Annotated in this window: 28 protein-coding genes; 11 read left to right on the top strand and 17 right to left on the bottom strand. The window is 58.6% G+C overall.

The genetic code is table 11. The features are described 5' to 3' along the window. Positions 1 to 8: 8 nt before the first annotated feature. The gene (gene der / locus ASD54_RS07150) at positions 9 to 1,445 is read right to left on the bottom strand and encodes a ribosome biogenesis GTPase Der (protein ID WP_062553930.1); all 1,437 of its coding nucleotides are present in this window, start codon (positions 1,443 to 1,445) and stop codon (positions 9 to 11) included. A gap of 33 nt (positions 1,446 to 1,478) precedes the next feature. Then, positions 1,479 to 2,159: a tetratricopeptide repeat protein gene (locus ASD54_RS07145; RefSeq protein WP_062553929.1), complete on the bottom strand. Its 681-nt coding sequence runs from the start codon at positions 2,157 to 2,159 to the stop codon at positions 1,479 to 1,481. A gap of 340 nt (positions 2,160 to 2,499) precedes the next feature. Between ASD54_RS07145 and ASD54_RS07140 the strand changes: the two genes are divergently transcribed. Then, a complete protein-coding gene (locus tag ASD54_RS07140; RefSeq protein ID WP_244484728.1) occupies positions 2,500 to 3,429 on the top strand; it encodes a polysaccharide deacetylase in 930 nt (309 codons plus the stop codon). 42 nt (positions 3,430 to 3,471) lie between these two features. On the opposite strand, the gene sbmA is transcribed toward ASD54_RS07140, so the two are convergent. From sbmA to ASD54_RS07120, 4 genes are all read right to left on the bottom strand, one after another. Further along, complete coding sequence (gene sbmA / locus ASD54_RS07135) at positions 3,472 to 4,749, bottom strand: peptide antibiotic transporter SbmA (protein ID WP_062553927.1); 1,278 nt, start codon at positions 4,747 to 4,749, stop codon at positions 3,472 to 3,474. Positions 4,750 to 4,881: 132 nt separating this feature from the next. Beyond that, entirely contained in the window at positions 4,882 to 6,066 is a 1,185-nt protein-coding gene (locus ASD54_RS07130; RefSeq protein ID WP_062553926.1) for a YbfB/YjiJ family MFS transporter, read from the bottom strand. 105 nt (positions 6,067 to 6,171) lie between these two features. Beyond that, positions 6,172 to 6,927 (bottom strand): type I methionyl aminopeptidase, encoded by a 756-nt coding sequence (gene map, locus ASD54_RS07125; protein ID WP_062553925.1) that lies wholly within the window; start codon positions 6,925 to 6,927, stop codon positions 6,172 to 6,174. Positions 6,928 to 6,947: 20 nt separating this feature from the next. After that, positions 6,948 to 8,012 (bottom strand): LLM class flavin-dependent oxidoreductase, encoded by a 1,065-nt coding sequence (locus ASD54_RS07120; RefSeq protein WP_062554727.1) that lies wholly within the window; start codon positions 8,010 to 8,012, stop codon positions 6,948 to 6,950. 359 nt (positions 8,013 to 8,371) lie between these two features. Here ASD54_RS07120 and ASD54_RS07115 point away from each other — a divergent pair, with 359 nt between their 5' ends. Continuing rightward, positions 8,372 to 8,869: an invasion associated locus B family protein gene (locus tag ASD54_RS07115; RefSeq protein ID WP_062554726.1), complete on the top strand. Its 498-nt coding sequence runs from the start codon at positions 8,372 to 8,374 to the stop codon at positions 8,867 to 8,869. A 127-nt stretch (positions 8,870 to 8,996) separates the two neighbouring features. On the opposite strand, the gene ASD54_RS07110 is transcribed toward ASD54_RS07115, so the two are convergent. Further along, positions 8,997 to 9,623 (bottom strand): hypothetical protein, encoded by a 627-nt coding sequence (locus ASD54_RS07110; protein WP_062553924.1) that lies wholly within the window; start codon positions 9,621 to 9,623, stop codon positions 8,997 to 8,999. A gap of 140 nt (positions 9,624 to 9,763) precedes the next feature. Between ASD54_RS07110 and ASD54_RS07105 the strand changes: the two genes are divergently transcribed. The 5 genes from ASD54_RS07105 (at position 9,764) to xdhC (ending at position 16,125) form a co-directional block, all read left to right on the top strand. Next, positions 9,764 to 10,540 (top strand): 3-hydroxybutyrate dehydrogenase, encoded by a 777-nt coding sequence (locus tag ASD54_RS07105; protein ID WP_062553923.1) that lies wholly within the window; start codon positions 9,764 to 9,766, stop codon positions 10,538 to 10,540. 21 nt (positions 10,541 to 10,561) lie between these two features. Further along, positions 10,562 to 12,034 carry a xanthine dehydrogenase small subunit gene (xdhA, locus tag ASD54_RS07100; RefSeq protein WP_062553922.1) on the top strand — a complete coding sequence of 491 codons (1,473 nt, stop codon included), beginning with the start codon at positions 10,562 to 10,564 and terminating at the stop codon, positions 12,032 to 12,034. Between the two features lie 299 nt (positions 12,035 to 12,333). Then, on the top strand, positions 12,334 to 14,670 hold the full coding sequence (gene xdhB, locus ASD54_RS07095; RefSeq protein WP_062553921.1) for a xanthine dehydrogenase molybdopterin binding subunit: 2,337 nt from the start codon (positions 12,334 to 12,336) through the stop codon (positions 14,668 to 14,670). A gap of 10 nt (positions 14,671 to 14,680) precedes the next feature. Beyond that, positions 14,681 to 15,058, top strand: a complete 378-nt coding sequence (locus ASD54_RS07090) for an endonuclease domain-containing protein (RefSeq protein WP_062553920.1) — start codon at positions 14,681 to 14,683, stop codon at positions 15,056 to 15,058. A gap of 257 nt (positions 15,059 to 15,315) precedes the next feature. Further along, positions 15,316 to 16,125: a xanthine dehydrogenase accessory protein XdhC gene (xdhC, locus tag ASD54_RS07085; RefSeq protein ID WP_062553919.1), complete on the top strand. Its 810-nt coding sequence runs from the start codon at positions 15,316 to 15,318 to the stop codon at positions 16,123 to 16,125. On the opposite strand, the gene ASD54_RS07080 is transcribed toward xdhC, so the two are convergent. Beyond that, positions 16,120 to 16,341, bottom strand: coding sequence for a hypothetical protein (locus tag ASD54_RS07080; RefSeq protein WP_156379122.1), 222 nt, complete (start codon positions 16,339 to 16,341; stop codon positions 16,120 to 16,122). The genes xdhC and ASD54_RS07080 overlap by 6 nt on opposite strands. Positions 16,342 to 16,468: 127 nt before the next feature. Here ASD54_RS07080 and ASD54_RS07075 point away from each other — a divergent pair, with 127 nt between their 5' ends. The 4 genes from ASD54_RS07075 to ASD54_RS07060 all read left to right on the top strand — a co-directional run bounded on the left by ASD54_RS07075 (position 16,469) and on the right by ASD54_RS07060 (position 21,333). Further along, positions 16,469 to 17,425: a LysR substrate-binding domain-containing protein gene (locus ASD54_RS07075; RefSeq protein ID WP_082547125.1), complete on the top strand. Its 957-nt coding sequence runs from the start codon at positions 16,469 to 16,471 to the stop codon at positions 17,423 to 17,425. 113 nt (positions 17,426 to 17,538) lie between these two features. After that, complete coding sequence (gene puuD, locus ASD54_RS07070) at positions 17,539 to 18,783, top strand: urate hydroxylase PuuD (RefSeq protein ID WP_062553917.1); 1,245 nt, start codon at positions 17,539 to 17,541, stop codon at positions 18,781 to 18,783. 1 nt (position 18,784) lies between these two features. After that, positions 18,785 to 20,092, top strand: coding sequence for a guanine deaminase (guaD, locus tag ASD54_RS07065; RefSeq protein WP_062553916.1), 1,308 nt, complete (start codon positions 18,785 to 18,787; stop codon positions 20,090 to 20,092). Positions 20,093 to 20,187: 95 nt separating this feature from the next. Further along, complete coding sequence (locus ASD54_RS07060) at positions 20,188 to 21,333, top strand: alpha-hydroxy acid oxidase (protein WP_062553915.1); 1,146 nt, start codon at positions 20,188 to 20,190, stop codon at positions 21,331 to 21,333. Positions 21,334 to 21,400: 67 nt separating this feature from the next. On the opposite strand, the gene ASD54_RS07055 is transcribed toward ASD54_RS07060, so the two are convergent. The 9 genes from ASD54_RS07055 to ASD54_RS07015 form a co-directional block, all read right to left on the bottom strand. Then, entirely contained in the window at positions 21,401 to 22,075 is a 675-nt protein-coding gene (locus ASD54_RS07055; RefSeq protein WP_062553914.1) for a hypothetical protein, read from the bottom strand. 128 nt (positions 22,076 to 22,203) lie between these two features. Next, positions 22,204 to 22,950 carry a metallophosphoesterase family protein gene (locus ASD54_RS07050; protein ID WP_062553913.1) on the bottom strand — a complete coding sequence of 249 codons (747 nt, stop codon included), beginning with the start codon at positions 22,948 to 22,950 and terminating at the stop codon, positions 22,204 to 22,206. A 1-nt stretch (position 22,951) separates the two neighbouring features. Continuing rightward, positions 22,952 to 23,308, bottom strand: coding sequence for a hydroxyisourate hydrolase (gene uraH, locus ASD54_RS07045; RefSeq protein WP_062553912.1), 357 nt, complete (start codon positions 23,306 to 23,308; stop codon positions 22,952 to 22,954). Then, on the bottom strand, positions 23,305 to 23,805 hold the full coding sequence (locus ASD54_RS07040; protein ID WP_062553911.1) for an ureidoglycolate lyase: 501 nt from the start codon (positions 23,803 to 23,805) through the stop codon (positions 23,305 to 23,307). The genes uraH and ASD54_RS07040 overlap by 4 nt, the downstream gene beginning before the upstream one ends. A gap of 6 nt (positions 23,806 to 23,811) precedes the next feature. Further along, complete coding sequence (locus ASD54_RS07035; RefSeq protein ID WP_062553910.1) at positions 23,812 to 24,180, bottom strand: HepT-like ribonuclease domain-containing protein; 369 nt, start codon at positions 24,178 to 24,180, stop codon at positions 23,812 to 23,814. Then, positions 24,177 to 24,467 (bottom strand): nucleotidyltransferase family protein, encoded by a 291-nt coding sequence (locus ASD54_RS07030; protein ID WP_062553909.1) that lies wholly within the window; start codon positions 24,465 to 24,467, stop codon positions 24,177 to 24,179. Before ASD54_RS07030 ends, ASD54_RS07035 begins: the two co-directional genes overlap by 4 nt. A 33-nt stretch (positions 24,468 to 24,500) precedes the next feature. Continuing rightward, on the bottom strand, positions 24,501 to 25,001 hold the full coding sequence (gene uraD / locus ASD54_RS07025; protein ID WP_062554725.1) for a 2-oxo-4-hydroxy-4-carboxy-5-ureidoimidazoline decarboxylase: 501 nt from the start codon (positions 24,999 to 25,001) through the stop codon (positions 24,501 to 24,503). Continuing rightward, positions 25,001 to 25,924, bottom strand: coding sequence for an allantoinase PuuE (gene puuE, locus ASD54_RS07020; RefSeq protein WP_062553908.1), 924 nt, complete (start codon positions 25,922 to 25,924; stop codon positions 25,001 to 25,003). The genes uraD and puuE overlap by 1 nt, the downstream gene beginning before the upstream one ends. A 100-nt stretch (positions 25,925 to 26,024) precedes the next feature. Beyond that, positions 26,025 to 26,732 carry a DUF1045 domain-containing protein gene (locus ASD54_RS07015; protein WP_062553907.1) on the bottom strand — a complete coding sequence of 236 codons (708 nt, stop codon included), beginning with the start codon at positions 26,730 to 26,732 and terminating at the stop codon, positions 26,025 to 26,027. Positions 26,733 to 26,755: the final 23 nt, after the last annotated feature.

Raw genomic sequence — 26,755 nt, 5'->3', positions numbered from 1 at the left:
TAGAGCATTCAACGCTTCTTGCGCTTGTGCTCGTACGGATTTTCCGCCGACTTGAAGTGGATGCGGATCGGTACACCCGGCATCTGGAAGTCGGCGCGCAAACCGTTGATCAGATAGCGGACATAGGATTCCGGCAGGGCATCCGAACGGGTGCAGGAAATCATGAAGGCAGGCGGACGAGCCTTGACCTGCGTCATGTATTTCAGGCGAATGCGGCGGCCCGAAACAGCCGGTGGCGGATGCTGGATCTGGGAGCTTTCCAGCCAGCGGTTCAGCCTGGCGGTGGAAATACGCTTGTTCCAGACCATGTCCGTGTCGATGATGTTCTGCATCAACTTGTCGAGGCCGTAGCCGGTCTGTCCTGAAATCGGCACGGCGCGAATACCGCGCGCCTGTGGAAGCAGACGCTCTGTCTTTTCGCGCAGGTCCGTCAGGAACGCCTGCGGATCTTCGACGAGATCCCACTTGTTAAACGCCAGCACCGCGGCACGGCCTTCACGCAGCACCAGATCGACAATCTGCAGATCCTGCTTCTCGAAGGGGATCGTTGCATCGAAGACAATGACGACGGTTTCGGCAAAACGAATGGCGCGCAGCGCATCGGCAACCGAAAGCTTTTCCAGCTTTTCCTGAACACGCGCCTTGCGACGCATGCCCGCCGTGTCGAACATCTTGATCGTGCGGCCACGCCAGTCCCATTCAACGGAAATGGAATCGCGCGTAATGCCCGCTTCCGGTCCCGTCAGAAGACGATCTTCACCCAGGAAGCGATTGATCAGCGTGGATTTTCCGGCATTGGGACGCCCGACGATCGCCACGCGCAGCGGCTTTGTATCGTCATAGGCCGGCTCGAATTCCTCGTCCTCAGCACCCTCGCCTGCAAAGCTTCCGGCGGAGACATCGACATCCGTCTCGGCCTCGTCATCCTCTTCCTCGCCAAACGCCTTCTCCGGTCCGAGCGCTTCGACGATCGCATCGCGCAGATCGATCATGCCCTGCCCGTGCTCTGCCGAAATCGGCACAGGTTCGCCAAGGCCCAGCGTATAGGCATCGTAGAAACCGCTGTCCGAACCGCGTGCTTCCGACTTGTTGGCAACCAGCACGACCGGCTTGCCACGCCGACGCAGCATTTCGCCCAAAGTCTTGTCGAGCGGCGTCAGGCCCGTCTTGGCGTCGACCACGAACAGAGAAAGATCCGCCTCATCGATTGCCGCTTCGGTCTGGGCGCGCATGCGGCCTTCCAGCGTATCGGGTCCAGCCTCTTCGAGACCGGCCGTATCGATGATGCGGAAGCGCAGATCCACAAGCTTTGCGTCACCCGGGCGACGGTCACGGGTCACACCGGGCGTATCGTCCACAAGCGCCAGCTTCTTGCCAACCAGACGATTGAACAAGGTGGATTTTCCAACATTGGGACGCCCGACAATGGCGACGGTAAAGCTCATTTCAGGTTCCCTTTCCGGGCCTTCTCAAGTCTATCAGGATTTCGCGGCCGGTGGCGCGGAGGATACCAGAGTATCCAGGAGAATCTGGGCACGGTTCGCGATGTTGCGCGGCGCCTGGGCGTCGTTCGCAATATCTTCGAACCACTGCTTGGCCTTTGCCGTATCGCCAGCCTTCATGGCAGCAAGACCCAGCACTTCGCGCGCGGAATTGCGCAGCGCGTGGTTGCCCGTTGCCATGGGTTCAACCTCGGCCGCCACCTGCGCATAGGTGCTGGTATCCACCATCAGATAGGCGGCGCGCATCTTGGCGATATCACGCAGCACGGCAGGAATGGCGCTATCGGCTGCCACCTGCTGGAACGCCTTTACCGCACCAGCCGCATCACCCTTCTGGGAAAGAAGCGTGGCGGCGCGCATGCGGGCCAGAACCGGATAGGCACCGGAGCCGTCTTTCTCGAGCTTTTCGAGAGCGGCAATCGCTTCGTCCGTCTTGTTCTGCTTGGCAAGGTTCAAGGCCGCCAGAAACTGGTCGCCATATTGCGATGCATTGTTCGAATGCCAATATTCATAGCCGCGATAGCCCGCGGTGCCGAGAACGATCAACGCAGCGCCCGCAATGATGAAGGGACGATAAGCGCGCCAGACCCTGCTGATCTGCTCCGAGCGCAGTTCCTCATTCACCTCGCGAATAAAGCTGTCGTTTTCGTGTGCCATACCTTGCTCCGGCCGAAATCGGCCCATTATCTCGAAAGCCTGCCTTCTAACCTATTTTTCACAGGATGTAAGGGCGTAGATGCTGCAAAGCGTCATGGTTTTGCGCTGAATACGGAGAATTCATCAACTTCGTAAACAGCGTGCGGAGCAAATCTGCATCGCCGGAAGCGTGTGGCCCACAATCCATCCTCAATCATTTCAGTCTATGAAGCACTACGAACTCTCCCCGACTTTGCCGCATTCCGAATGCAGGAAAGCGGGCCGATTCTTGCCACAGGTCCCCACAGTGCGTTTTCTTGCCCCTGCCCTTTTTTCATTCCTTGTCGCATTTCCGGGCAACATTCTTGCACAGGACCAGCCAAAACAATTAGTGATGATCTCGTTTGATGGCGCCGGAAACAATGCGCTATGGGAGCGCAGCCGCACACTCGGCAAACGGGTCAACGCGCACTTCACCTATTTCCTCTCCTGCACGCTCGTCATTGATCGCGCCCGCGCCAAAACCTATCAGGGGCCTGGACAGAGGCCCGGCAAATCCAACATCGGGTTTGCCCAGACGAAGGAAGAAGCGCTTACCCGGCTGGACCATGTCTGGAACGCCCGGCAGGAAGGCCACGAGATTGCAAGCCATACCTGCGGTCACTTCGATGGACGCGAATGGAGCAAGGCCGATTGGCAGCAGGAAATGCGCAGCTTCCGCTCGCTGCTAGGGTCTGCCTGGGCCGATCTGGGTGCGCCGGATAAAGAGCCCGCAGGCTGGCGGGATTTCGTGAAGAACGGCATCAGGGGATTTCGCGCGCCCTATCTGTCCACAAGTGACGCCTTGACGGAGGCGGAACGCGACGAAGGTTTCACCTATGATGGCAGCGGCATCAGCAAAGGTCCAATGCTGCCGACACGCGAAAACGGCGTGCTGATGTTCGGGTTGCCTCTCATTCCCGAAGGGCCGGAGCGGCGTAACATCATCGCAATGGATTATAACCTCTTCATCCGCCATTCGGCAGGCGTGGAAAATCCTAGTCGCTCGGCGGAGTTCGAGGAACGCAGCTATGCGGCCTTTCGTACCGCTTTCGATCGGCAATATGCAGGCGACCGTATTCCGTTGCAGCTTGGCTTTCACTTCGTGGAAATGAATGGCGGCGCCTATTGGCGGGCGATGGAAAGGCTGGCAACCGAAGTCTGCCAGATGCAGGATGTTGCCTGCGTAACCTATGGCGAGGCCATACGGGCGCTTGGCACGCGAAACGCGCAGAACCCTTCTACCCTCTGAAAGAATGAGGCCACCCGGTTTCCCGCGTGGCCCCTGCTTTCTTCAGGTCGGCTTGTTTGCCGCCATCTCGCCATCGCTATCTTCGCGGGCGAGATAACGCTGGTCGATTTCCGGCAAAGGCTCGCCATCGATGGCCGCCTCGAAGGCCTTCAGGCGCTTGTGGATGGAGAGAAGCTCGATGATCGTGGTCCAGGAATTCACGAGATACTGGAACGAGTTACTGACCTGCCCGAAGGCAGTCGCGATCTGCTGGTAGATACCATAGGTGATCTTGCCCGCCACGATCGTCGGCACCAGCATGATCAGCAGGAAGATGCCGTCTGCCTGCACATAGAAATAGCGGAACACGTTGAAATAGAGATAGTGCCAGTACAGACGGAAATAGTTCTTGCGCACATTGCCGAACAGTTCCTTCACCGTCGGTGGCTGAGCTCGAGAACCGTCATCTTCGCCGTAGACCAGCTCTTTTCGGTAAGCCGCTTCCACGCGCTGGTTCCGGAAGTTCAAGCCGGGCAGCTTAATGCCGACAACAGCCAGGAGCACGGTGCCGAAGGCGGGCCAGAATATGGCAAGCCACAAGAGCGGATGCGCGATTTCGCCAATGACGGGCAGTTCGGTCACGTAGCTTGAAAGCGCATAAAGGATCGGCAGAAACACGATCAGCGTCATCACCGAATTGATCAGGTTGATGCCGAGGCCTTCCAGCGTTGCGGAAAAGCGCATCGTGTCTTCCTGCACACGCTGCGAGGCGCCTTCGATATGACGGAGCTTTTCCCAGTTGGCCATGTAGAAATCGTTCATCGCCGTACGCCAGCGGAAGATGTAGTGGCTGGTGAAGAAGTCAGTCAGAATGGAGACGCCCATGGAAAGGAAGGCGATCTTCGCAAAAATAATCTGCAGATTGTAGAAATCCCAGACCGTGATGCCGGGCTTCTGTGACAGGGCGTTCTGCAGCAGATCGCCGAAAGGCCGACGGAAGTTGTTGATGACAACGGTGACCTGCACGCCAAAATAGGTCACGGCAATGATCAGCAGGCTTCCCCAGATCGACCACCATTTCCACGGATGATCCTTGGCGATCACCGTCCAGGTCGCGCCGAACAGAAAAAGGCACAGCGCAAAATAGGCGTAGAACCAGACGTTTGGTGGAAACGCGAAATAGCTGAGATCGTAAGGTTCAGGCGTTCCGTCCGGCACGGCAAAGCCAAGCCTTGCGCCCAGGCCATCCACGAAGAAGTACCAGGCAAGGACGCACACGAGCGACCAGATGATTCCGGAAGCGAAGTAGAATTTCGGTTTGGGAAAAAACGAGTGAAACACGGAAGCGAGTTTCCTTGTGCTCAGCCGCGACCGGCCGCATGGATTGATTTGGCGCGAAACTAGGACAGTTCATGCAGCGCAGCAATGCCACAGCCGTTATCTTACGCATTTGTAAGGCGGATAGCGGTATGCCTATCTGCCACGCAGGGGCTCGAAGGCTGACACAACCGGCAAAGCGAGCACGAATGCCAGCAACAGCACCATGGCGGCGATCACCGAAGCGAGCGTGAAACTGCCGCTCCATTGCGTCGCCCATCCGGCAACCAGAGGCCCGAAGATCTGGCCAACTCCGAAGGCCGCCGTCATCAGGGCCAGTACTTTTCGCGCACTGGCGGGCGCGAGTGCGCGAGCCACCTGCAGGCCGTGGGACGTGACGGTCATGAAGGTAACGCCCAGCGACAGCCCGCCCACGAGTGTGCCGAAAATCGGCGGCAGATAGACGGATGCCAGTACGCCCAAGGCTTCCAGCAGGAGACAGGCGAGATAGCTACGAACGAGGCCGAACCGATTGACGAAGGGTTGCCAGATGAACAGCGAAACGGCAGCGGTGATGCCCGTCACAAACCATGATCCGGCTTCCACGACTGGCCCGGCATTGGCCATTCGTGCGATGGCGACCAGAAAGGTTGCCGTCACCACATAACCGAAACCGAAGAGACCGTAGGATGCGGTCATCAATACGAGCGGCCGCGTCCAGCGTATCGGCGGCTCCGCCTCTGCACTGCGGGTCGTGACCGGCTGCGGCAGCAGTCTCGCCACGAAGAACAGAACCAGCATCACGACAGCAGCACCGGCAAGCCAGTTCACACGCCAGCCATCACTTGGACCGGCAGATTGGATGTTGATGATCAGCGCCAGCACAGATGAGGCCGCGATACCAGCGCCCACTCCACCGAAATGCAGCGCCCCGACGCTCGCCCGTCCGGCACCATGCGCCAGAACGATGGACGAGGTGAAAATCATGGCGAATGCGCTGGCCAGTCCTGCGCAAAACCGGATCAGGATGAACGCTGGCAACCAAGTGGTCGTTGCCATGGCAACCAGCAGCAGCGCTGTTGCCAGTAGTCCGCCAAGCGCAAGCTTCCGCTCAAAACCCGTCGCCCAGCCTTGCGAGGCCAGCAGCGCGCCGCAGAGATAGCCGGCAAAATTTCCCGCTGCTATGAGACCGGCATCCGCGGCAGACAGGGGAATGCCGCTCATCATGCCCGGCAGGACCGGCGTGTAGAAAAATCGGCCGAAGCCCATGGCGGCGGCCATGACCAGACCACCGGCAAGACCGATCATCAGCGGGGAAGAGGAACTTTGTATTCTGATCATGCGCCCCTATGGCAGGCGCTGAAGCAGATCACAATCAAAGATCGGAAATGGCTGATATCACGCTTTTTGATAATTGGCACAGCAAGAACCAAACAGCGGCACAGCCTATTCCGCCAGCGTGAGAATGAGCGGGCCATTCCGCGTCACCACGATCGTATGCTCGAACTGCACAGTCGGAGCGCGCGGATCTCCGTACAGCGTCCACGGGTCGCCATTGCCGCCGTCTTCGGCCCAGGTTGCGCCCAGCGACAGAAACGGCTCGACCGTGAAGACAAGCCCCTCCTCCATGGTCCGCGTCTCGTCCGGATCAGGCCATGTCGGAAGCTCTGAGGGTTCCTCATGCAGCGAACGGCCAACGCCATGGCTGGCAAGATTGGTGATCAGCGTATAGCGGTTTTTCTTGGCAAAGGTCCCGATGGCGTTGCCGATGCCTGCCATGGGCTTGCCGGTCTTCACCTGCTGCAAACCTGTCCAGAGCGCCCGACGTCCATCGCGCACCAGCTTTTCGATTTCGCGCTTCACCGGCGGCACGGCAAAGGAAGATCCTGTATCGCCGAAAAACCCGTCTTTCACGGCAGAGACATCGATATTCACGAGATCGCCCGCCTGAATGACGCGGTCTCCGGGAATGCCGTGTGCAACCTCTTCATTGACGCTGATGCAGGTGGCGCCTGGAAACTGGTAGCAGAACTCCGGTGCCGATTGCGCTCCGTTCTCTTCCAGCAGCCTGCGGCCAATATCGTCGAGTTCCTTCGTGGTGATACCGGGCTCCAGCGATTTGCCCATCAGGTCGACGGCCCGGGCGCACAACCGCCCGATGGCCTTCAACTTGTCCAATTCATCTTCGCTGGAAACAATCATCACATTATCCATCTACCGCATCAGGCGGCGGGTTTCGCCCCTTCCGGTTGCGAGGTCAATTCTTTTCTGACCAGAGGCGCAACCTTCGTGCCGAAGAGTTCGATGCCCCGCATGATCTGGTCATGCGGCATCAGGCCGATTGCCATCTGCAGCAGGAAGCGGTCATTGCCGAACACGCGATGCGCGGCCACAATCTTCTCTGCCACCAGTTCGGGATCGCCAACAAACAGATTGCCCGGCGCAGACCGCGCACGGTCGAACTGGGCGCGGTTGGTAGGCGGCCAGCCGCGCTCCCGGCCGATGCGATCCATGACTGCCGCCTGCGGCCCGTAGAACTGATCGGCTGCAGCTTCCGTCGTATCGGCAATGAAGCCATGAACATTGATGCTGGTCTTCAGCTTTGTCGGATCCTGACCGGCGCGCCGGGCTGCCTCCCGATACAATTCGAAAAAGGGCGCAAAGCGCGCATACTCGCCGCCGATAATCGCAACCGCCAGCGGCAGCCCCATGGCGCCAGCCCGCGCCACGCTTTGCGGCGTACCACCGACAGCGATCCAGATCGGCAGCTTCTCCTGAAGGGGGCGTGGATAGACACCGCGATTATTGATCGGCGCCCGCAACTCGCCGGACCAGTTGACGATCTCCTGATCGCGAAGCGTCAGCAGCATGTCCAGCTTTTCGGAAAACAAATGGTCGTAGTCGTTGAGGTCGTAGCCGAACAGCGGATAGGATTCGATGAAAGATCCACGGCCAGCCATGATTTCGGCGCGTCCGCCAGACAGAAGGTCCACCGTCGCAAACTGCTGGAACACGCGGATCGGATCATCGGAGCTCAGCACGGAAACAGCACTCGTCAGCCGGATGGTCTTTGTCTTGACCGCCGCCGCAGCCAGAACCGTGGACGGTGACGAGACGGCATAATCCGGCCTGTGATGTTCGCCAAGGCCAAAGACATCGAGCCCTACCTGATCGGCAAGCTCGATTTCCTCCAGCAGGTGCTTCAGCCGCAGTGCCGCATCCGGTCCGCGTTTTCCGGTCGCCGCATTGGGATCGACATCCGCAAAGGTATAAAGGCCGAGTTCCATGATCATCATCCGTGTTTCAACATTAGCTTGTAGATAGAAACTGGCACGGCTCCTGCAAAGCAGAAAGTCTCGAAACAATCCGTCAAGAATTTCGATAGGCAACAGCCAAAACGATTCCGCAATCAGCCGGTTAGGAAGCCTTCCGGAATCATGATTGCAGGAACCTCGCGCGCTACTTCAACCCGACAACCACTCCAATCTGAGCACATGTCATCAACCCTTTGTGAGTGGAGTGTCTCAAGGGTTGATCCCTCCCTTAACCTTTCGATAACTCTGCCCCGGTTCAATCACACGCTGTCACGCCCACGCAGAGCATGCTCGTCTGGGCTGTTTTTCACATTTCTGATCAGGAGAGTTCGATGTCCATAAAGACATGCGCCCTAGCCATTTCCATCGCCTTGCTATCCACCTCGGCCTTTGCAGCCCAACCGAACCGGATCAAGCAATTCGATGCCTGGGGCGTCTATTCTTATGGCGCTGGCACAGCCAAGAACTGCTACGTGCTCTCCGTGCCGGTGCAGCAGCAACCGGCAAGCGTCAGTCATGGGGACAATTTCTTTCTGGTCGCGCCGCAGACCGGGCAATCCGGACTGATGCCGCAGGCCATCATGGGCTACAGCCTCAAGGAAGGCTCGAAGCTCACCGTTACCATTGGCGGCGATACCTTCACGATGATTCCGAAGGAGAACGCAGCCTGGGTCCGCGATCCGCAGCGAGAGCCGGAGCTTGTTGCGGCCATGCGTGGCGGCAGCGACATGACCGTCAAAGCCATATCCGCACGCGGCACCGATACCAGCTACACCTACTCGCTGAAGGGTGTTTCCGCCGCCCTCAGCGCGGTGAGCAACTGCCGCTAATGCATGTCGCGCTCAACCGGATTCGGTTGAGCGGAACGAGCATGCATCAAGTCAAGGTCTTACAGCGTCGTTCGCGCGTTCAATCGAACGTGCCGCGCTGTAGCAGAAGGCGAAACCAGGCCTGAACTCAGGCCGATTCGGCAAACCGGGCAGCGGCATCGCCGGTGCTCGGAGAATTCTGCCGCTCGACCTGCCGCTGGACGAAAGAACCGATGAAGGCGCCCAGCGTCAACTTTGCCAGATCGAGAAATTGCGCGGCAAAGAGAGCCAGGAACGAAAAGACAAGCGTCAGGAAAATCGTTGCCAGCGGCAGCCCGGTCAGTCCCAGCTGCGTGAATGTTCCGGTAAAGCGCGTGAGGCTGCTCAATCGCACATACTGGTCAATCGCATCCGATTTACCCTCCGCCACCAATGGTGCCAACAACTCGTAATCGTTCTTGGGGATTACTGGCGCTGCCGCTGCGCCGGAAGCGACCGTCAGCTTGTAGCCGACAAAGGCCGCAATGCAGGCAATGAAAAAGAGAATGATGAAAACGAGATTGGGGATGAGCAGCCGGTAGATCGGATCATCACTCTCCGATACCGCCCCCATGACGGGCCCTGGAATAAAGATCTGCGCAGTAAATAGAGCAACAATCGAAAACACACAGAACAGGGAGATGGCATAAGGCACGCGGGACATGTGCAAGAGATGCGCACTGCCCAGGGTCGCGGCTGCCGCGGAGGTCGTTGGCGTGTCGTTTGGCATCATCATGAGTGTCTCTCCTGAAATTGTAACGTGATTGCAATCAGGAAGACCATACTACATATACGCGAGACATTGCCAGCCGTGCCGCTTTAGGCATACCTTCCTCTCATGCACTGCAACAGAGCCGTGAGACAGGGAGAATGAGCATGGCCAGAAGCGTCGTCGTAACCGGATCCACCAGCGGCATCGGGCTTGGAATTGCCCGTGCGTTCGCAGCCGAAGGCGCCAACGTGATCATCAACGGTTTCGGCAAAGCGGAAGAAATCGAGGCCGCTCGCGCGGAGCTTGATTCGCTCTCTACAGGCCGCGTTCTCTATCATGGCGCGGACATGACGAAACCGGATGAAATTGCCGACCTTATTGCCACGGCCGCGCGCGAATTCGGAACGGTGGATGTGCTGGTCAACAATGCCGGCATCCAGCATGTCTCGAAAATCGAGGATTTTCCGGTCGAGAAGTGGGATCAGCTGATTGCAATCCTGCTGTCTTCCGCCTTCCACACCATGCGCCACACAATTCCACTGATGAAAAAGGCGGGCAAGGGGCGCATCATCAACGTGGCTTCCGCGCACGGACTTGTTGCATCCCCGTTCAAATCTGCTTATGTGGCAGCCAAGCACGGCGTTTTGGGTCTCACCAAAACCGCCGCACTGGAATTGGCCGAAACCGGCATTACAGTGAACGCCATCTGCCCCGGCTACGTGCTGACGCCCCTCGTGGAGAAACAGATCCCCGACACGGCGCGCGAACGTGGTATCTCGGAAGAGGCGGTCAAGACAGACGTCATGCTCCGTTTGCAGGCGACGAAGGAATTCGTCTCCATCGAGGAAGTGGCACAAACCGCGCTTTTCCTCGCCAGCGACGCAGCACGGCAGATTACCGGCACACACATCACTATCGACGGCGGCTGGACCGCCCAATAAACCGTTCACAAGGGAACAGGCATGACATCAGCCATCCGTTTTATTCTCAATGGCGAGGATGTTTCGTTAGGCGATTTTGCTCCGACGGAAACGCTTCTGGATTATCTGAGGCTGAGACGAAGGCTGACCGGCAGCAAGGAAGGCTGCGCGGAAGGCGATTGCGGTGCCTGCACCGTGCTTGTCGGTCGCTTGATCGGCGGCGCGCTGCGCTACGAAAGCGTCAATGCCTGCATCCGTTTTGTCGGCTCCCTCCACGGCACCCATGTGGTGACGGTGGAGCATCTGGCGGGAAAGAACGGCGAGCTTCACCCTGTGCAGCAGGCCATGGTGGATTGCCACGGTTCGCAATGCGGCTTCTGCACGCCGGGTTTCGTCATGTCGCTCTACGGCCTGTGGATGACGACCGAAAACCCGACGCGGGCGGAAATCGAAACGGCGCTGCAAGGCAATCTCTGTCGCTGCACGGGCTATGAGCCAATCGTCAAGGCCGCCGAGCAAGTGGCGACGCAACGCCCAAGCGCCCTGTTCGACCCGATCGAGCGCGACCGCGCCGAGATCATGGCCAAGCTCTGGACCATACGCTCGTCCAGCGACACCATCCGCATTTCAAAGGGTGAAAATCAGGCCATCATTCCTGGCACACTCTCCGATCTGGCAGAGGTGCTGGCCGAGCATCCGGGCGCGACCATCGTTGCGGGCGCCACCGATGTCGGCCTGTGGGTGACGAAGCAGATGCGGCCCATCAATCCGGTCGTCTTCATCAATCACCTGACCGATCTGCAAACCATTACGGAAGATGAAACCGGCATCGTCATTGGCGCGGGCGTCACCTATACCCAAGCCTTCGAAGTGCTGGAAAGCCATTATCCAGCGCTTGGTCGCCTCATTGATCGCATCGGCGGCCAGCAGGTTCGCAATATGGGCACCATCGGCGGCAACATCGCCAACGGCTCACCCATTGGGGATACGCCTCCGGCACTGATCGCTCTCGGCACCGAACTCACACTGCGCTCCGCCACCGGTTCGCGTTCCATGCCGCTTGAGCAGTATTTCATCGAATACGGCAAGCAGGACCGTCAACCCGGCGAGTTCGTTGAGAAATTCACGGTTCCGCTGCCCGATGAGGAAGCATATTACGCCGTCTACAAAATCTCGAAACGCCGCGATGAGGATATCTCGGCACTCTGCGGCGCCTTCTACCTGAAGCTGGATGGCGAGGGCTGCGTGGAAACCTGTCGCATCGCCTTCGGCGGCATGGCGGGTACACCCAAGCGCGCCAACCATGTCGAAAACGGTCTGGCAGGTCGCCCCTGGACCTGGAACACGGTCGCTTCGGTACGCGATCTTTTCGATGAAGATTACACGCCGCTGACGGACTGGCGCGCTACAGCCGAGTATCGCGCGCTGACTGCCAAGAACCTGCTGACGCGCTTCTTCCTGGAAACCGCTGGCCAGCCGCAGGAACTGTCTCGCTTCGAGCCCGAGGAGGCTTGAGGGATGAGTTCTTTCTCGAGTTCAGTGGTCTTGAATGACCCCCCTCTGTCCTGCCGGACATCTCCCCCTCAAGGGGGGAGATCGGCAAGGCGCAAACTCATCGGAAGCCATTCAGGTCGCAACCACCGCACCCACATCGGGATGCAGACGTGTTGGGAGCGTGCCGCGAGTCAATCTCCCCCCTTGAGGGGGAGATGTCCGGCAGGACAGAGGGGGGTAAAGCTTCCCTCATCGCCAGACAGCACAGAGAGATATCATCAGCCACAGAAAATCTGCCACATCATCGAAGGAGCCCGTTAATGGATACCACCACCTTCGAAGCCAAAAACACCATCAATGGTCCGATGCACACCTCGCTCAGGCATGATTCCGCCCACAAGCATGTGACCGGCACCGCCGAATACATCGATGACATTCCGGAACCCGCTGGCGCGCTGCATGCAGCACTTGGCATGTCGGATCGGGCTCATGCCGAAATCCTGTCTCTCGACCTCACCGCCGTCCGCGCCGCACCCGGCGTTGTGGATGTGATTACCGCTGCCGATATTCCCGGCATCAACGATGTCGCCTCAACCGGCCAGCATGACGAGCCGTTGCTCGCGACGGACAAGGTCGAATTCCACGGCCAGCCGATTTTTGTGGTCATCGGCGAAACGCGCGAGCAGGCCCGCCGGGCTGCCCGTCTCGCAAAAATCGAATACCGGGATCTGCCCCACTGGACGGATATCGATAGCGCACTGGCCAATGATGCACCGCTGGTCGTCAAGCCCATGACGCTGAAGCGCGGCGAACCGGAAACGGAAATCGAAAAGGCACCGCTGCGCGTTCAGGGCCATATGTATATTGGCGGTCAGGAGCATTTCTATCTGGAAGGCCAGATCGCCATGGCCATTCCGGGTGAAGACGAGGATATCCTCGTCTGGTCCTCCACCCAGCACCCCAGCGAAGTGCAGCATATGGTTGCCCATGTTCTGGGCTGCGCCAACAATGCGGTGGAAGTGAAGACACGCCGCATGGGCGGTGGCTTCGGCGGCAAGGAAACGCAGGGCAATCTGTTTGCATGCCTGGCAGCGGTGGCAGCCAAGAAGCTGAACCGCGCCGTAAAATTCCGGCCCGACCGCGATGAAGACATGGCCGTAACAGGCAAACGCCACGACTTCCACGTCAATTACGATCTCGCCTTCGATGAGGAAGGCCGCATTCACGCTGTCGATGCCACCTATGCGGCTCGCTGCGGCTTCTCGGCGGATCTCTCCGGCCCCGTGACGGATCGCGCGCTGTTCCATGCGGATTCGAGCTATTTCTATCCGCATGTGCACCTCACTTCGAAGCCGCTGAAAACCCACACCTGCTCCAACACCGCCTTTCGTGGTTTTGGTGGGCCGCAGGGCATGGTGGGCGGCGAACGCTTCATCGAGGAAATCGCCTATGCAGTGGGCAAGGACCCGCTCGATATCCGCAAGCTGAACTTCTACGGCCAGCCGGGATCGGGCCGCACGCTAACGCCCTATCATCAGGAGGTGGAAGACAACATCATCCTGAAGCTGGTGGAAGAACTGGAGGCCTCCAGTGATTACCGCGCTCGCCGTCAGGCCATCATCGAGTTCAACGAAAACAGCCCGGTCATCCGCAAGGGCATCGCACTGACGCCCGTGAAATTCGGCATCTCTTTCACCATGACCGCCTATAATCAGGCCGGTGCGCTGGTGCATATCTATCAGGATGGCTCCATTCACCTGAACCACGGCGGCACGGAAATGGGCCAGGGCCTTTACACCAAGGTGGCGCAGGTGGTGGCCGACACGTTCAACGTCGATATCGACCGGGTGAAGATCACCGCCACGACCACTGGCAAGGTGCCGAACACGTCTGCCACGGCCGCCTCGTCCGGCTCGGATCTGAACGGCATGGCTGCTTATGATGCAGCCCGCCAGATCAAGGAACGGCTGATCGATTTTGCCTGCCGTCAATGGAAGGTGGAGAAGGATCAGGTAGAGTTCCTTGCCAATCGCGTGCGTGTGGGTGAGGACGAGGTACCGTTCGATACGCTGGTGCGTGCCGCCTATTATGATCGCGTTCAGCTTTCCGCCGCAGGCTTCTACAAGACGCCCAAGATCCACTGGGATCGTGCAGCGGGCAAGGGCCGCCCCTTCTACTACTTCGCCTATGGCGCGGCTTGCTCGGAAGTCTCCATCGATACGTTGACGGGCGAATATCTGGTGGATCGCACCGATATTCTGCACGATGTCGGCAAGTCGCTGAACCCGGCCATCGATATCGGCCAGGTGGAAGGTGCATTCGTGCAGGGCATGGGCTGGCTGACGACGGAAGAACTCTGGTGGGATACGAAGGGTCGGCTTCGCACGCATGCGCCGTCCACCTACAAGATCCCGCTGGCCTCCGACCGCCCGAAGATCTTCAACGTCAAACTGGCGGAATGGTCTGAAAACAAGGAAGCCACCATTGGTCGCTCCAAGGCGGTCGGTGAGCCTCCCTTCATGCTGGGCATTTCTGTGCTTGAAGCGCTCTCGATGGCCGTTGCCTCCATTGCCGATTACACCGTCTGCCCGCGCCTCGATGCCCCCGCAACGCCAGAACGCGTGCTGATGGCCGTGGAGCGGCTGAAGGCGATGTGACAGGCTGACAATGCCGCATTTCGAAGTCCCGGTTCGCAATCGTCAAAATGCGCGGCGCATGCGTCGCGCGTTGACGGAACCGGAACTGAAATTCTGGAATGCAGTGCGTGCGCACCGGCTGATGGGCTTAAGCTTCCGGCGGCAGATGCCGATTGGCGGTTACATCGCGGACTTCGCATGCGCCGAACACAGGCTGATTATCGAGATCGATGGAGCCACACATTCATTGGACAAGCAGATTGAGCGGGATGACCACCGGGACGCCGCGCTGATTGCACTCGGCTGGCGGGTCATCCGCTTCACCAATGATGAAGTGCTCAATCGAATGGACGATGTTTGCACGCATGTACTTAAGGTTATCGGAATTGAACGCTTTGAAGAAGTATAGCGTCAACGTCGGAGCTTTACCCCCCTCTGTCCTGCCGGACATCTCCCCCTCAAGGGGGGAGATCGGCAGAATGGCTACCCGCTCGCTCCTGAAGCCAGACGAGGCAGAAGTGTTAACATCGCTGAGCACCGAGAGGATCAGATATGATTGGGAGGGCGCCCCGAATCGATCTCCCCCCTTGAGGGGGAGATGTCCGGCAGGACAGAGGGGGGTGCGCACCTTCACGCATTCTTCGCAATGATTATGGGTCGGATCAAATGACCTCTCTCACCACCTTCCTCAGCCGTAACCCGCGCGTCATCCTCGTGACCGTTGCCAGCGCGAAGGGATCGACGCCGCGGGAACAGGGCGCGTTCATGCTGGTGTCTGCTGCGGAATGCTTTGGGACCATCGGTGGCGGGCAGCTGGAATTCATGGCAATCGACAACGCGCGCGCTTGTCTCGACGGCAGCGGCCAGACGCAGATGGACGTGCCTCTCGGACCGGAGATCGGCCAATGCTGCGGCGGGCGAACCCTGCTCACCTTCAATCACGTGACGCCGCAACTGGCAGCAGACCTTGAGTCACGCCTTGCCGCAGAGTCAGCAGCCAACCCCGGAGTCATGCTCTTCGGCGCGGGACATGTGGGAAAAGCACTGGCAGCAGCTCTCACGCCCCTGCCCTTGCAGGTGACGGTGGTGGAAACAAGAGCGGAAGAACTGCTCGGCCTGCCGGACACCGTGACCGCGCGGCATGTGGCCATGCCGGAAGCCCTGATAAAAGATCTACCAGCAGCCAGCGCCGTGATCATCCTCACCCATGATCATGCGCTGGATTTCCTCATCGCGAAGGAAGCCCTTGCCCGCAATGATCTGGCCTATGTTGGCATGATCGGCTCATCCACCAAGCGGGCGACCTTCAAAAGCTGGCTGGCGAAGGAAGCGGAGGGCGCAATCTCCAGCGAGAAGCTGGTTCTTCCCATCGGCGGCACGACGGTCCGCGACAAGCGCCCGGCGGTGATTGCGACGCTGGTGGCTGCGGAACTGCTGGAGACCTATGCGCGCCGTACCACCGGCCGCGGCCTATAAAGGCGGCAACCTGCGCTCGACGAGCCGCTTCCAGAAATCCTCGCGTGGTGGATCGGAATGACGATCTCCTCCACTGATCGCGAGATCCTGCAGTAGCTCGTCAGGCACCGGTTCCATCTCCTTTGAGCGCAAACGCAACAGCCTGCCCATGAGACGCGTGTACCAAATCCGGAACGCAGTTTTGCGCCGGGCAGAACCAAAGGTCCAGACCGCCATGATGGCCTCCAACACTAGATTTTTTCATGTCTGGCTCGACAAATGAGCCCATATCCGATGACATACCACCCGTTTCCTGCGCTCTACCAATTCGAAATGCCTGCGAACCCAGAAAGAGAGCTTATGCATGAAAATGTCTCGGAAGCTCCCGCTCAACGGTCTTCGAGCCTTTGAAGCGGTGGCGCGTCTGAAGAGCTTCACAAAGGCGGGCGAAGAACTGGGCATGACCCAGACCGCCGTGAGCTACCAGATCAAATTGCTGGAAGATCATCTGGACCGCGCAGTTTTCCTGCGGGAGGCACGCAGCATCTCACTGACTGCCACCGGTGAACTTCTGATCCCGAAGGTGATGGAAGCGTTTTCACTCCTGTCCGAAGCAATCGCCGACGCGAAGCAAGAGGCAGAAGGCGTTCTGGAAATACGGTCTACGCCAACCTTTGCCTCTCATTGGCTGGCCCGCCATATCGGGTCGTTCCAGCTTTCACATCCCGGTCTGGCGGTTCGCATCCTGCGTGCAGAGAAACCGGTCGATTTTAGAACTGAGAATGCCGATGTCGTCATCTGGAGAGCTGAGCAGCAGCCAGCGGATGTGGAAGCGCACGAGCTGTTCCGACTGAACTATGCGCCCATGCTGAGCCCCAAGCTGGCCGAAACAATCGGTGGCGTGACGACGCCGATGGATCTGCTGAAACTGCCTCTGATTGGTGGGAGCAACAAATGGTGGGGAATCTGGTTTCGATCGAACGGGATAGACATTCCCCTACCCGGCACAATCACGATCGATGCGGACGGCGCCCTCGATCTGGAAGGCAGTGCCGCAATCGCCGGTCACGGCGTGGCCTTGTTAAGCCCGTTTCTTCATGGCGAGGAACTGGAAGCCGGACGCCTGATCATGCCCTTTGACGTGTTCAAGAAGGACGACCACAGCTACTGGCTCATCTATCCCAAAAACCGTCGCAGAATGGCAAAGATCCAGGCTTTTCGAGACTGGTTGCCGAAGAAGCTGGCAGACGACCTGAGATTATTGCCGATGGAGCTTTCACCAAACGCGAGCAACCTGCCACCGGATATCGGCAACCCGTAGCCGCCGCGCATACAAACAAGACTGAATATCTGCTGCAATGCACCCTTTCTGCTTTTCTTCGTTTAAGAATTTTCGCAAAGTGTCATGTCGGGGAATGAATCGGGAAAACCGAAATGTATGAATATGCCATAGCCTGGGAATGGCTGAGCTTCGCCGTGCGCTGGCTGCACGTGATCACTGCAATCGCATGGATCGGCTCGTCCTTCTATTTCATCGCGCTGGATCTGGGGCTGGTGAAGCGCCCTCACCTGCCGCCGGGTGCCTATGGCGAAGAATGGCAGGTGCATGGCGGCGGCTTCTATCACATCCAGAAATATCTGGTCGCGCCCGCGCAGATGCCGGAGCACCTGACCTGGTTCAAATGGGAAAGCTATGTCACCTGGCTTTCCGGTTTCGCGCTGCTCTGCGTGGTCTATTATGGCGGCGCCGATCTCTTCCTCATCAATCACGATGTGCTGCCGCTGAGCTCCTGGCAGGCCATTCTGCTGTCGCTGGCCTCGCTCTCCATCGGCTGGATCATCTACGATCAGCTTTGCAAGTCCCCCATCGGCGAGAATACCTGGGGCCTGATGGCGATCCTCTACGTGGTGCTGGTCGCCATGGCCTGGGGCTATACGCAGATCTTTACCGGTCGCGCTGCCTTCCTGCATCTTGGTGCCTTCACCGCCACCATCATGTCCGCCAACGTCTTCTTCATCATCATCCCGAACCAGAAGATCGTGGTGGCGGATCTGATCGCTGGCCGCACACCAGACCCGAAATATGGCCGCATTGCCAAGCAGCGTTCCCTGCACAACAATTATCTCACGCTGCCTGTCATCTTCTTCATGCTGTCGAACCACTATCCGCTGGCGTTTGGCACCCAGTTCAGCTGGGTTATCGCAGCACTTGTCTTCCTGATGGGCGTTACCATCCGCCACTGGTTCAACACCACGCACGCCCGCAAGGGAAAGCCCACCTGGACATGGCTCGTGACCGTGCTGTTATTCATCCTCATCATGTGGCTCTCCACCGTGCCGAAAGTGCTGACGGGAGAAAAGCAGGCGGCCGTACTTTCACCCATGCAGCAGCAATTCGTGGCCGATGCGCATTTCGGGAAGGCGAAGGAAATCGTCCAAGGTCGCTGTTCCATGTGCCATGCGGCAGAACCGGTCTGGGAAGGCATTCGCTTTGCGCCCAAGGATGTGCAGTTCGAAACCGATGCCGAGATCGCCCGTCATGCGCATGAAATCTACATTCAGGCAGGCCGCAGCCATGCCATGCCGCCGGGCAATATCACCGAAATTTCGCCGGATGAGCGCAAGCTTCTGACGGCCTGGTATGAAAGCGCCGTCAAAGGTGCCGGAGCGACACAATAACATGACCTCACTTCTTCTTCGCGGCCGCCTGCTCTCCTTCCATCGCGCACCGGAAAGCCTGACCGACACTGCAAGCTATCTCTATGAAGAGGATGGCGGTCTGCTGGTGCAGGACGGGCGCATCGCGAAGATGGGCGGCTATACGCAGGTAAAGGCTGCCGCACCGGAAGGCGTGGAGGAAGTAGACCATCGCCCGCACCTCATTCTGCCGGGCCTGATTGATACCCATGTGCATTTCCCACAGATGCAGGTCATCGCCTCCTACGCGGCCAACCTGCTGGAATGGCTGAATACTTACACTTTCCCGGAAGAGTGCCGCTTCGTCGAAAGCGCCCATGCAGCCCGCATTGCCACGCATTTTTACGACGAATTCCTGCGGCAGGGCACCACGACCGCCGTCGCCTATTGCTCTGTTCACAAGGCATCTGCTGACGCCTTCTTCAGTGAGGCCACGAAGCGCAACATGCTGATGGTGGGCGGCAAGGTGATGATGGATCGCCACGCCCCTCAAGGTTTGCTGGATACGCCGCAGCTCGGCTATGATGAAACGCGTGCCGTGATCGAAGAATGGCACGGCAAGGGTCGAAATCACGTCGCTATCACGCCCCGCTTTGCCATAACCTCGACCCCAGAGCAGATGAGCGCCGCGCAGGCACTGGCGAAGGAATTTCCGGATCTGCACATCCAGACACATCTTTCGGAAAACCACGACGAAATCCGCTTTACCTGCGAGCTTTACCCGGACGCGACCGATTACACCGACATCTATGCCCGTTACGGCCTGCTGGGCAAGAAGACGCTGCTCGGCCACGCCATCCATCTCTCGGAACGCGAGGCGGATGTGCTGTCGGAAACCGGATCCGTTGCGGTGCATTGCCCGACCTCGAACCTGTTCCTCGGCTCCGGTCTCTTTCCGCTGAGAGCCATCCGGCGTCGCGAGAAGCCCGTGCGTGTCGGCGTGGCAACCGATATCGGCGGCGGCTCAAGCTATTCGATGTTCAAGACCATGGATGAGGCCTACAAGATCCAGCAATTGCTGGGCGAGCGGCTGAACCCGCTGGAAAGCTTCCACCTGATGACGCGAGGCAACGCGGAAGCGCTTTCGCTTGTAGACCGCATCGGCACGCTGGATGAAGGCACCGATGCCGATTTGGTGGTCCTGAACGCCTCCGCGACACCGGCCATGCGGCTGCGCATGGAAACGGTCAACACTCTGCCGGAAGAGCTTTTCCTGCTGCAAACACTGGGTGACGACCGTTCCGTCGTCGAAACCTACGTGGCCGGAAAGCCGATGAAGCCTCTGGATTAGGTGAGCAGCAAAGGCTTCCCAAATCATACTTTTTGCTTCCTTCGGGCGACACCTATGCTAGTTGTTGAACAACGACCCGGAGGAACTTTAGAGTAATGACTGCCCCGCTGACGATTGCCGACCTAAAGTCGCTTGCCCGCCGCCGTGTGCCAAAAATGTTCTTTGAATACGCGGATAGCGGCTCCTGGACGGAAGGCACCTATCGGGCGAACGAAGACGACTTCGCAGCCATCAAACTGCGCCAACGCGTCATGGTCGACATGACCAACCGGTCGCTGAAGAGCACTATGATCGGTCATGACGTCGCCATGCCGGTTGCTCTGGCCCCGACCGGCTTCACCGGCATGCAGCACGCGGATGGCGAAATGCTGGCAGCAAAGGCCGCTGAAGAATTCGGCGTTCCCTTCACGCTGTCCACCATGAGCATTTGCTCGATCGAGGATGTAGCCTCCGTTACCACAAAGCCGTTCTGGTTTCAGCTCTACGTGATGCGCGACCGCGATTTTGTCCAGAACCTGATTGATCGCGCAAAGCGTGCCGGTTGCTCGGCATTGGTGGTGACTGCCGACCTGCAGATCCTCGGTCAGCGCCACAAGGATATTCACAACGGCCTCTCAGCGCCGCCGAAGTTCACGCCCAAGCATGTGTGGCAGATGGCGACCCGCCCGCAATGGTGCCTCGGCATGCTGGGCACGAAACGCCGCACCTTCGGTAACATTGTCGGCCACGCCAAGAATGTATCCGATCTCTCGTCGCTCGGCTCCTGGACGGCAGAACAATTCGATCCACGTCTTTCATGGAAAGACATTGAATGGATCAAGCAGCAGTGGGGCGGCAAGCTCATCATCAAGGGTGTTCTGGATGAAGAAGACGCTCGCGCCGCCGCAGATACCGGGGCCGACGCGGTGATCGTTTCCAACCACGGCGGACGCCAGCTGGACGGCGCTCCCTCCTCGATCAGCATGCTGCCGAAGATCGTCGACGCCGTAGGAGACCGTATCGAGGTCCATGTCGATGGCGGTATTCGCTCTGGTCAGGATATCCTGAAAGCCGTCGCACTTGGTGCGCGCGGCACCTATATCGGCCGTCCCTTCCTCTATGGCCTCGGCGCCATGGGCAAGGAGGGTGTGGACCTGGCCCTGAGCATCCTACGCAAGGAACTGGATGTGACCATGGCGCTCTGCGGCAAGCGTGATATTCAGGCAGTCGATCGCAGCATATTGGCGCACAACCCTTATTAAGGGTCTGATGGTCCGCGTTCCGGACCCTCAAGATCCGGAACGCGGAGATCACTTATCCCTGATCCCCTTATTTGCTTGCCGGGTCAGGCACGCGTGCGTCCTCGATCACGTAATTGATGAGACCCTTCTCCCGAATCTGGCGGAAGAGGATGTAATGCTCCGGGAAAGCTCCGCCAGTTGCGGCATCCTTTTGACCGACCCAGGACGATGCGACATCCGGCCCTGCCACATCGGCGGTGAAGACGTTACCATCATGCGCCCCGACAAGCGTATAGGGCGCCGCGCTCGGCATGCGTGCCACGAAGGTCGCGGCCAGATCGCTCTGCATGTAACCGGACAGTTGCAGCATCGTGTCCGGCGAATGTGGAAACGGCACACCATTGTTGGACGTGCTGTTGTGCCAGTAACAAAGCGGCATCAGGTAGCAACTGCCGCCTGTCGGCACCGAGCCATCGCTGTTCGGTGTCATGTGACCGCCCACACTGAAATTCGGATGCGACGAAGAGCCGGTCGGCAGAGGTAAGGTGGCATAGCAGTGATCATTGGAATTGGTGCCAATTCCGTTGTTGATCAGCAGTTGTTTCCACGTCACGCCATTGATCTTCGGGTCCGGCGTACTTCCCACGACGTTGTAGAGATCACCTGTGTAGATGACCACTGTAGCGGATGTGGATTCGATAATGACGCCCGAGTGACGTTGCGCAAAATCCGCAAGCGCCTGAGCAACTGAAATATCTTCCATGGAAAAATCCCCATATAAAAACCGCAGGATCACGACCTGCGGTTTTAAAAATATCGGGACACACCCAAGCGCACAACGCGGTGACCTTTGCGCTGGTCACCGCTGCGTTTGCGCAAACCACTATTCCCTCACGAAAGCCAACCGGTGGCGAGTGCCGCCGCCCATTCCGGACGACCGTTGGCCTCAGCAATCGCGGCCTGTCGATGATGATCATACGGCACAAGCCGGAACGTAATATTCCATAGACCGTCACGCCGCTCGCAGATTGCGTAGGAGGCAAGTGGTGAACCGGTTTCCACCCGATGCTGCACTGGCTCCGCGTCGGAGTAGGCGGGACAGCCGACGCTGCCTGGATTGACGATCAGCCGTCCGTCAGAAAGCATTACGGCGCGCGGCATGTGCGTATGACCACACAGGATCAGCGACTGGGAAATACCCTCAGCCAAGGCCTCGATATCCGTACGCGCTTTTTGATGAACGTACCCATCTCTACTGACGGTCTGGAGCCAATAGACATCATCCGCCTGCGGTGTGGCATGGCAGAGAAAGACTTCGTTCTTCCACACCAGCGATGCCGGCAGACTGCGCAGCCAATCCAGATGTTCGGCCGTCAATTGCGCAAATGCTGCAGCATCAGAATGCCCCATGTCACTGACTGCCTGCTCGACCAGGTACCGATCATGATTGCCGCGGACCGTCGGTAGATCAAGGGAGAGCAGAAGGTCAGCGGTCTTTCCGGCATCGAGCGGCCCTGAAAGACAATCACCGAGATTGACGATGGCGTTCGTGGGAATGCCTTGCTGACCGATATCGGTCAGCACCGCCTCCAGCGCCGCACAGTTCCCGTGGATGTCGGCGATGGCGGCAAAGCGCATGTCAACTGCCTCGATAGGTTGAATAGCCGTAGGGCGAGATCAGCAGTGGCACATGGTAATGGCCGCTTTCGTCCGCGATTCCGAAGCGTATGGGAATGACATCCAGAAATGCGGGCTCGGCAAGGATGGCTCCGGACCGGCGCAGATAGTCACCGGCATGGAATAGGAGTTCATACGTTCCCTTGCGGAACGTCTCGCCGATCAGGATCGGCCCGCCATCCACCCGCCCATCGGCGTTGGTCACCACAGACTTCAAATGCCGGCGTGTCTCGCCCTCCAGGTGAAAGAGATCGATTGACAGACCTTCAGCGGGTTTACCGAGTGCTGTATCGAGAACATGGGTGGTCAATCCGGTCATAAACTGGGCTCGCTGATGCTGTAGGGCTGAGGATAAAAGAATTCTTCCAGATTGTTGTCCGGTCCGTCGCGGTCCACGACCAGAAAATCGGAAACCGTGCCGATCGTCATCAGCGGATGATGCCAGACATTGCGGCGATAGTTCACGCCCTGGTCGCCCCGCGCCAGAAACACCTGTGGTTCGCCGGGCTGGCCGCCTTCATCTTCCGACACAACCACCAGATAAGGCCTGCCGTTCAGCGGCGAAAAACTCTGGCTGCCGAACGGGTGGCGCTCCATCATCGTCAGCGCATAGGGAAACGGCCGAGGCTGGCCCCGGAAGATGTTGATGATGACACGCGCATCTTCACCTGAAACCTCCGCTTCCGCGAGCGCATGAAACCGCTCGGTATTGCCGCCATTGATAAACTTCATACGGGCGGGATCGGCCTCGATCACCTGACCGAACGGCGCAAATGCGGCTTGAGTGAGCGGCTGGATCGGCAGGATTCTGGACATCTGTAGTTATTCACCTTGGGCATGGATATGGCGCAGAGCCCGAAGCTGGGCAAGGAGTTGCGGCAAGTCTTCGCGTACTGTCTTCCAGACGACCTCGAACTCCAATTCGAAATAGTCGTGCGCGACGAGGTTACGCATGGCCTTTATCTTCATCCACGGAATTTCAGGATGATCATCGCCGATATGCGGATTTAATCTCAGGACCTTGGCAACACTTTCTCCCAGGATCACCAGAGCCATAGAGACTGCCATCTGTGTCTTGATATCGCGAATGACGTCGATCTTTTCAGAATTTGAGACGAACGCAATTGCGTTTTCAGCGGCTTCTTCCATCTGTTCGATGTGATCAAGCAACCTGCCGCGGTCGAAACTCATAAGGCAACAGCCTCGGCCAGAACGCGATCCCTGACCCTCGGGCGAAGCCCCTTGCTGGTTGCAAGATCAACGCGCATTTGCAGCAAGTTCTCCAACTCGTGCTGAAGACCGCCAAGATCGAAAAGCGTGGTGTCCTCCAGTGTATCGACCAGAATATCCAGATCGCTGTCGTCGCGATCCTCACCGCGCGCAACAGAGCCGAATATGCGGGGGTTCGCCAGCCGGTGGTACGCGACGAGCGCCCGGATCGCCTCCCTGTTTTTCTCCAGCACTTCTGATGGGCGCATGTTCAACTCCTGTCGGGCTATTCTACCCCATCCTCATGCGGAAGGCAGCATGCTTTCAAGGCGCAGGAGTGCGATACGCTCCACCTGCCCGCATGCGGTCAAAAACTCTTCGTCCCTGCTGTTATTCACCCGCGTCTCGAAAGCGGACAGGATATCGTGCCTGTTCAACCCCTTGACCGCAATGATGAAGGGGAAACCGAATTTCTGCGTATATGCATCGTTCAACTCGGTGAATCGGGCATGCTCTTCCGGCGAAAGGCGATCCAGCCCTGCGCCTGCCTGCTCCTTCCGACTGTCTTCGGTGAGTTCCCCCGCAATCGCAAGCCTGCCCGCGAGATCCGGGTGCGCGCGCAGCACGCCTAGCCGCTCTTCCTCGGATGCTACGCGAAAGACCGCCACCAGCGCTGCATGAACCCGCTGGGCATTGAGTGCCTCACCGCGCACCAGATCGTCGTCATAGGCGCGTTCTGCAATAAAGGGCGAATGTTCGAAAACGCCGCCAAAGCGGTCGACAAAGTCTTCCCGTGTCATGATCAGATCGTGTCCGGCTTGTGGTGCTCGTGCCAATGGCGGGCAATCTCGATCCGCTTCGGAATCCAGACCTTCTTGTGTTCGAGCACATATTCCATGAAGCGCCTGAGCGCGGCGATACGGCCCGGACGGCCAACGAGGCGGCAGTGCAGACCGACGGACATCATCTTGGGCGCGCCGTCCTTGCCTTCCTGATAGAGCGCGTCGAACGTGTCCTTCAGGTAAGTATAGAACTGGTCGCCCGAATTGAAACCCTGCGGTGTAGCAAACCGCATGTCATTGGCATCCAGCGTGTAGGGAATGATGAGGAAAGGCTTGGCATCCACGCCCTTCACCCAGAAGGGCAGATCGTCCGCATAACTGTCGGAGGAATAGAGGAAACCGCCCTCCTCCTGCACCAGTCGCAATGTGTTGACGGAGGGCTTGCCCTGATACATGCCATAGGGGCGCTCACCAGCGACCTCCGTATGCAGGCGCACCGCATCGAGGATATGCTGCCGCTCAAGCTCCTCCGGGTAATCCTTGTATTCATGCCAGCGATAGCCGTGGCTCGCGATTTCCCAGCCCGCCTCGTTCATGGCTGCCACGGCATCCGGGTTGCGCATCATCGCCAGGGTGACGCCATAGACCGTGCAGGGAACCTTCAGCTCCGTGAACAGGCGGTGCAGACGCCAGAAGCCAGCGCGCGAACCATATTCATAGATGCTTTCCATATTGAGATTGCGCTGCCCGGGCCATGCCGCCGCGCCGACGATTTCCGACAGCAGGTTTTCCGATGCAGGATCACCATCGAGAATGCAACTTTCGCCACCCTCCTCGTAATTGATCACAAACTGGACCGCGATACGCGCACCACCCGGCCATTTCGGGTCCGGAATATTGCGACCGTAACCAATGAGATCACGCGGATAGGGTTCTGCCACCATCGAAAATCACCTTCTCAAACAGGCTTTCGACGGTAGCACTCGTTCATCAAATGTCGAGTGTTTCTAATGCATTGCACAAGACATTTTCACGAAACGCGGCTCAAGCGATCCGCCTCGCGGAGACACTGCCCAGCGGATGAAGCGAGTGTACCAGGAACGGCGCACCCGGCTCTGTCTCGACAAACAGCGCAAGATTGACCAACATCTGCGGCCGCTGGAGAATGGGCTCGAAATAGCGCTTCAGCACCTGCTCGAAGACCGGCATTTCCGTCGACCCCACGGGACCTGTCAGCGTCATGTGAAAACGGAACTCGTCCATCACATGGGGATGGCCAAACCGGTGCAGATTGGAAAACTGCGAGGCCGACAGGCGCTCCGTATCGACCCGCTCCAGTTCCGCTTCCGAAAGCGGAGCCCGGAACGCATCGAAATGCATCACGACGCTCGAGGCCAGATGGTTGAGATCCGGGCATGGGCGCTCCGGCGCAAGCGCAAAACGGTTTCCAAGCCGCACGACTTCTAGACGTGGCAGGGGTATCGGCTGATGCTGACCTGTAAAATGCAGAAGACGCCGCAGCAGCATCGGTTCGGTCATGCCGTCTGCAAGCCGGAAGGGCGGCTTCAGCGTCGCGTGAAAGCCATAGCGGCGCGGCACCGCCGTGTTGAAGGCAATCTCGTGCAGGCCGAGTTCCCGGATGAACGGCAATTCCATGGCCTCACCGGAGAACGCATTTCGCCCAAGCCATTGCGATGCGGCAATGGTCAGTGGATCTGCCGCCGTGGGCGTAAAATTGATGGCATACCGCATCTGCTAACCTCCAAGGTCCCCCG

Source organism: Rhizobium sp. Root149, from assembly GCF_001427345.1.
Taxonomy (GTDB): domain Bacteria; phylum Pseudomonadota; class Alphaproteobacteria; order Rhizobiales; family Rhizobiaceae; genus Neorhizobium; species Neorhizobium rhizoryzae.
The sequence above is the reverse complement of the archived record's forward strand: the minus strand, read 5'-3'. Positions and strand labels throughout refer to the sequence as shown.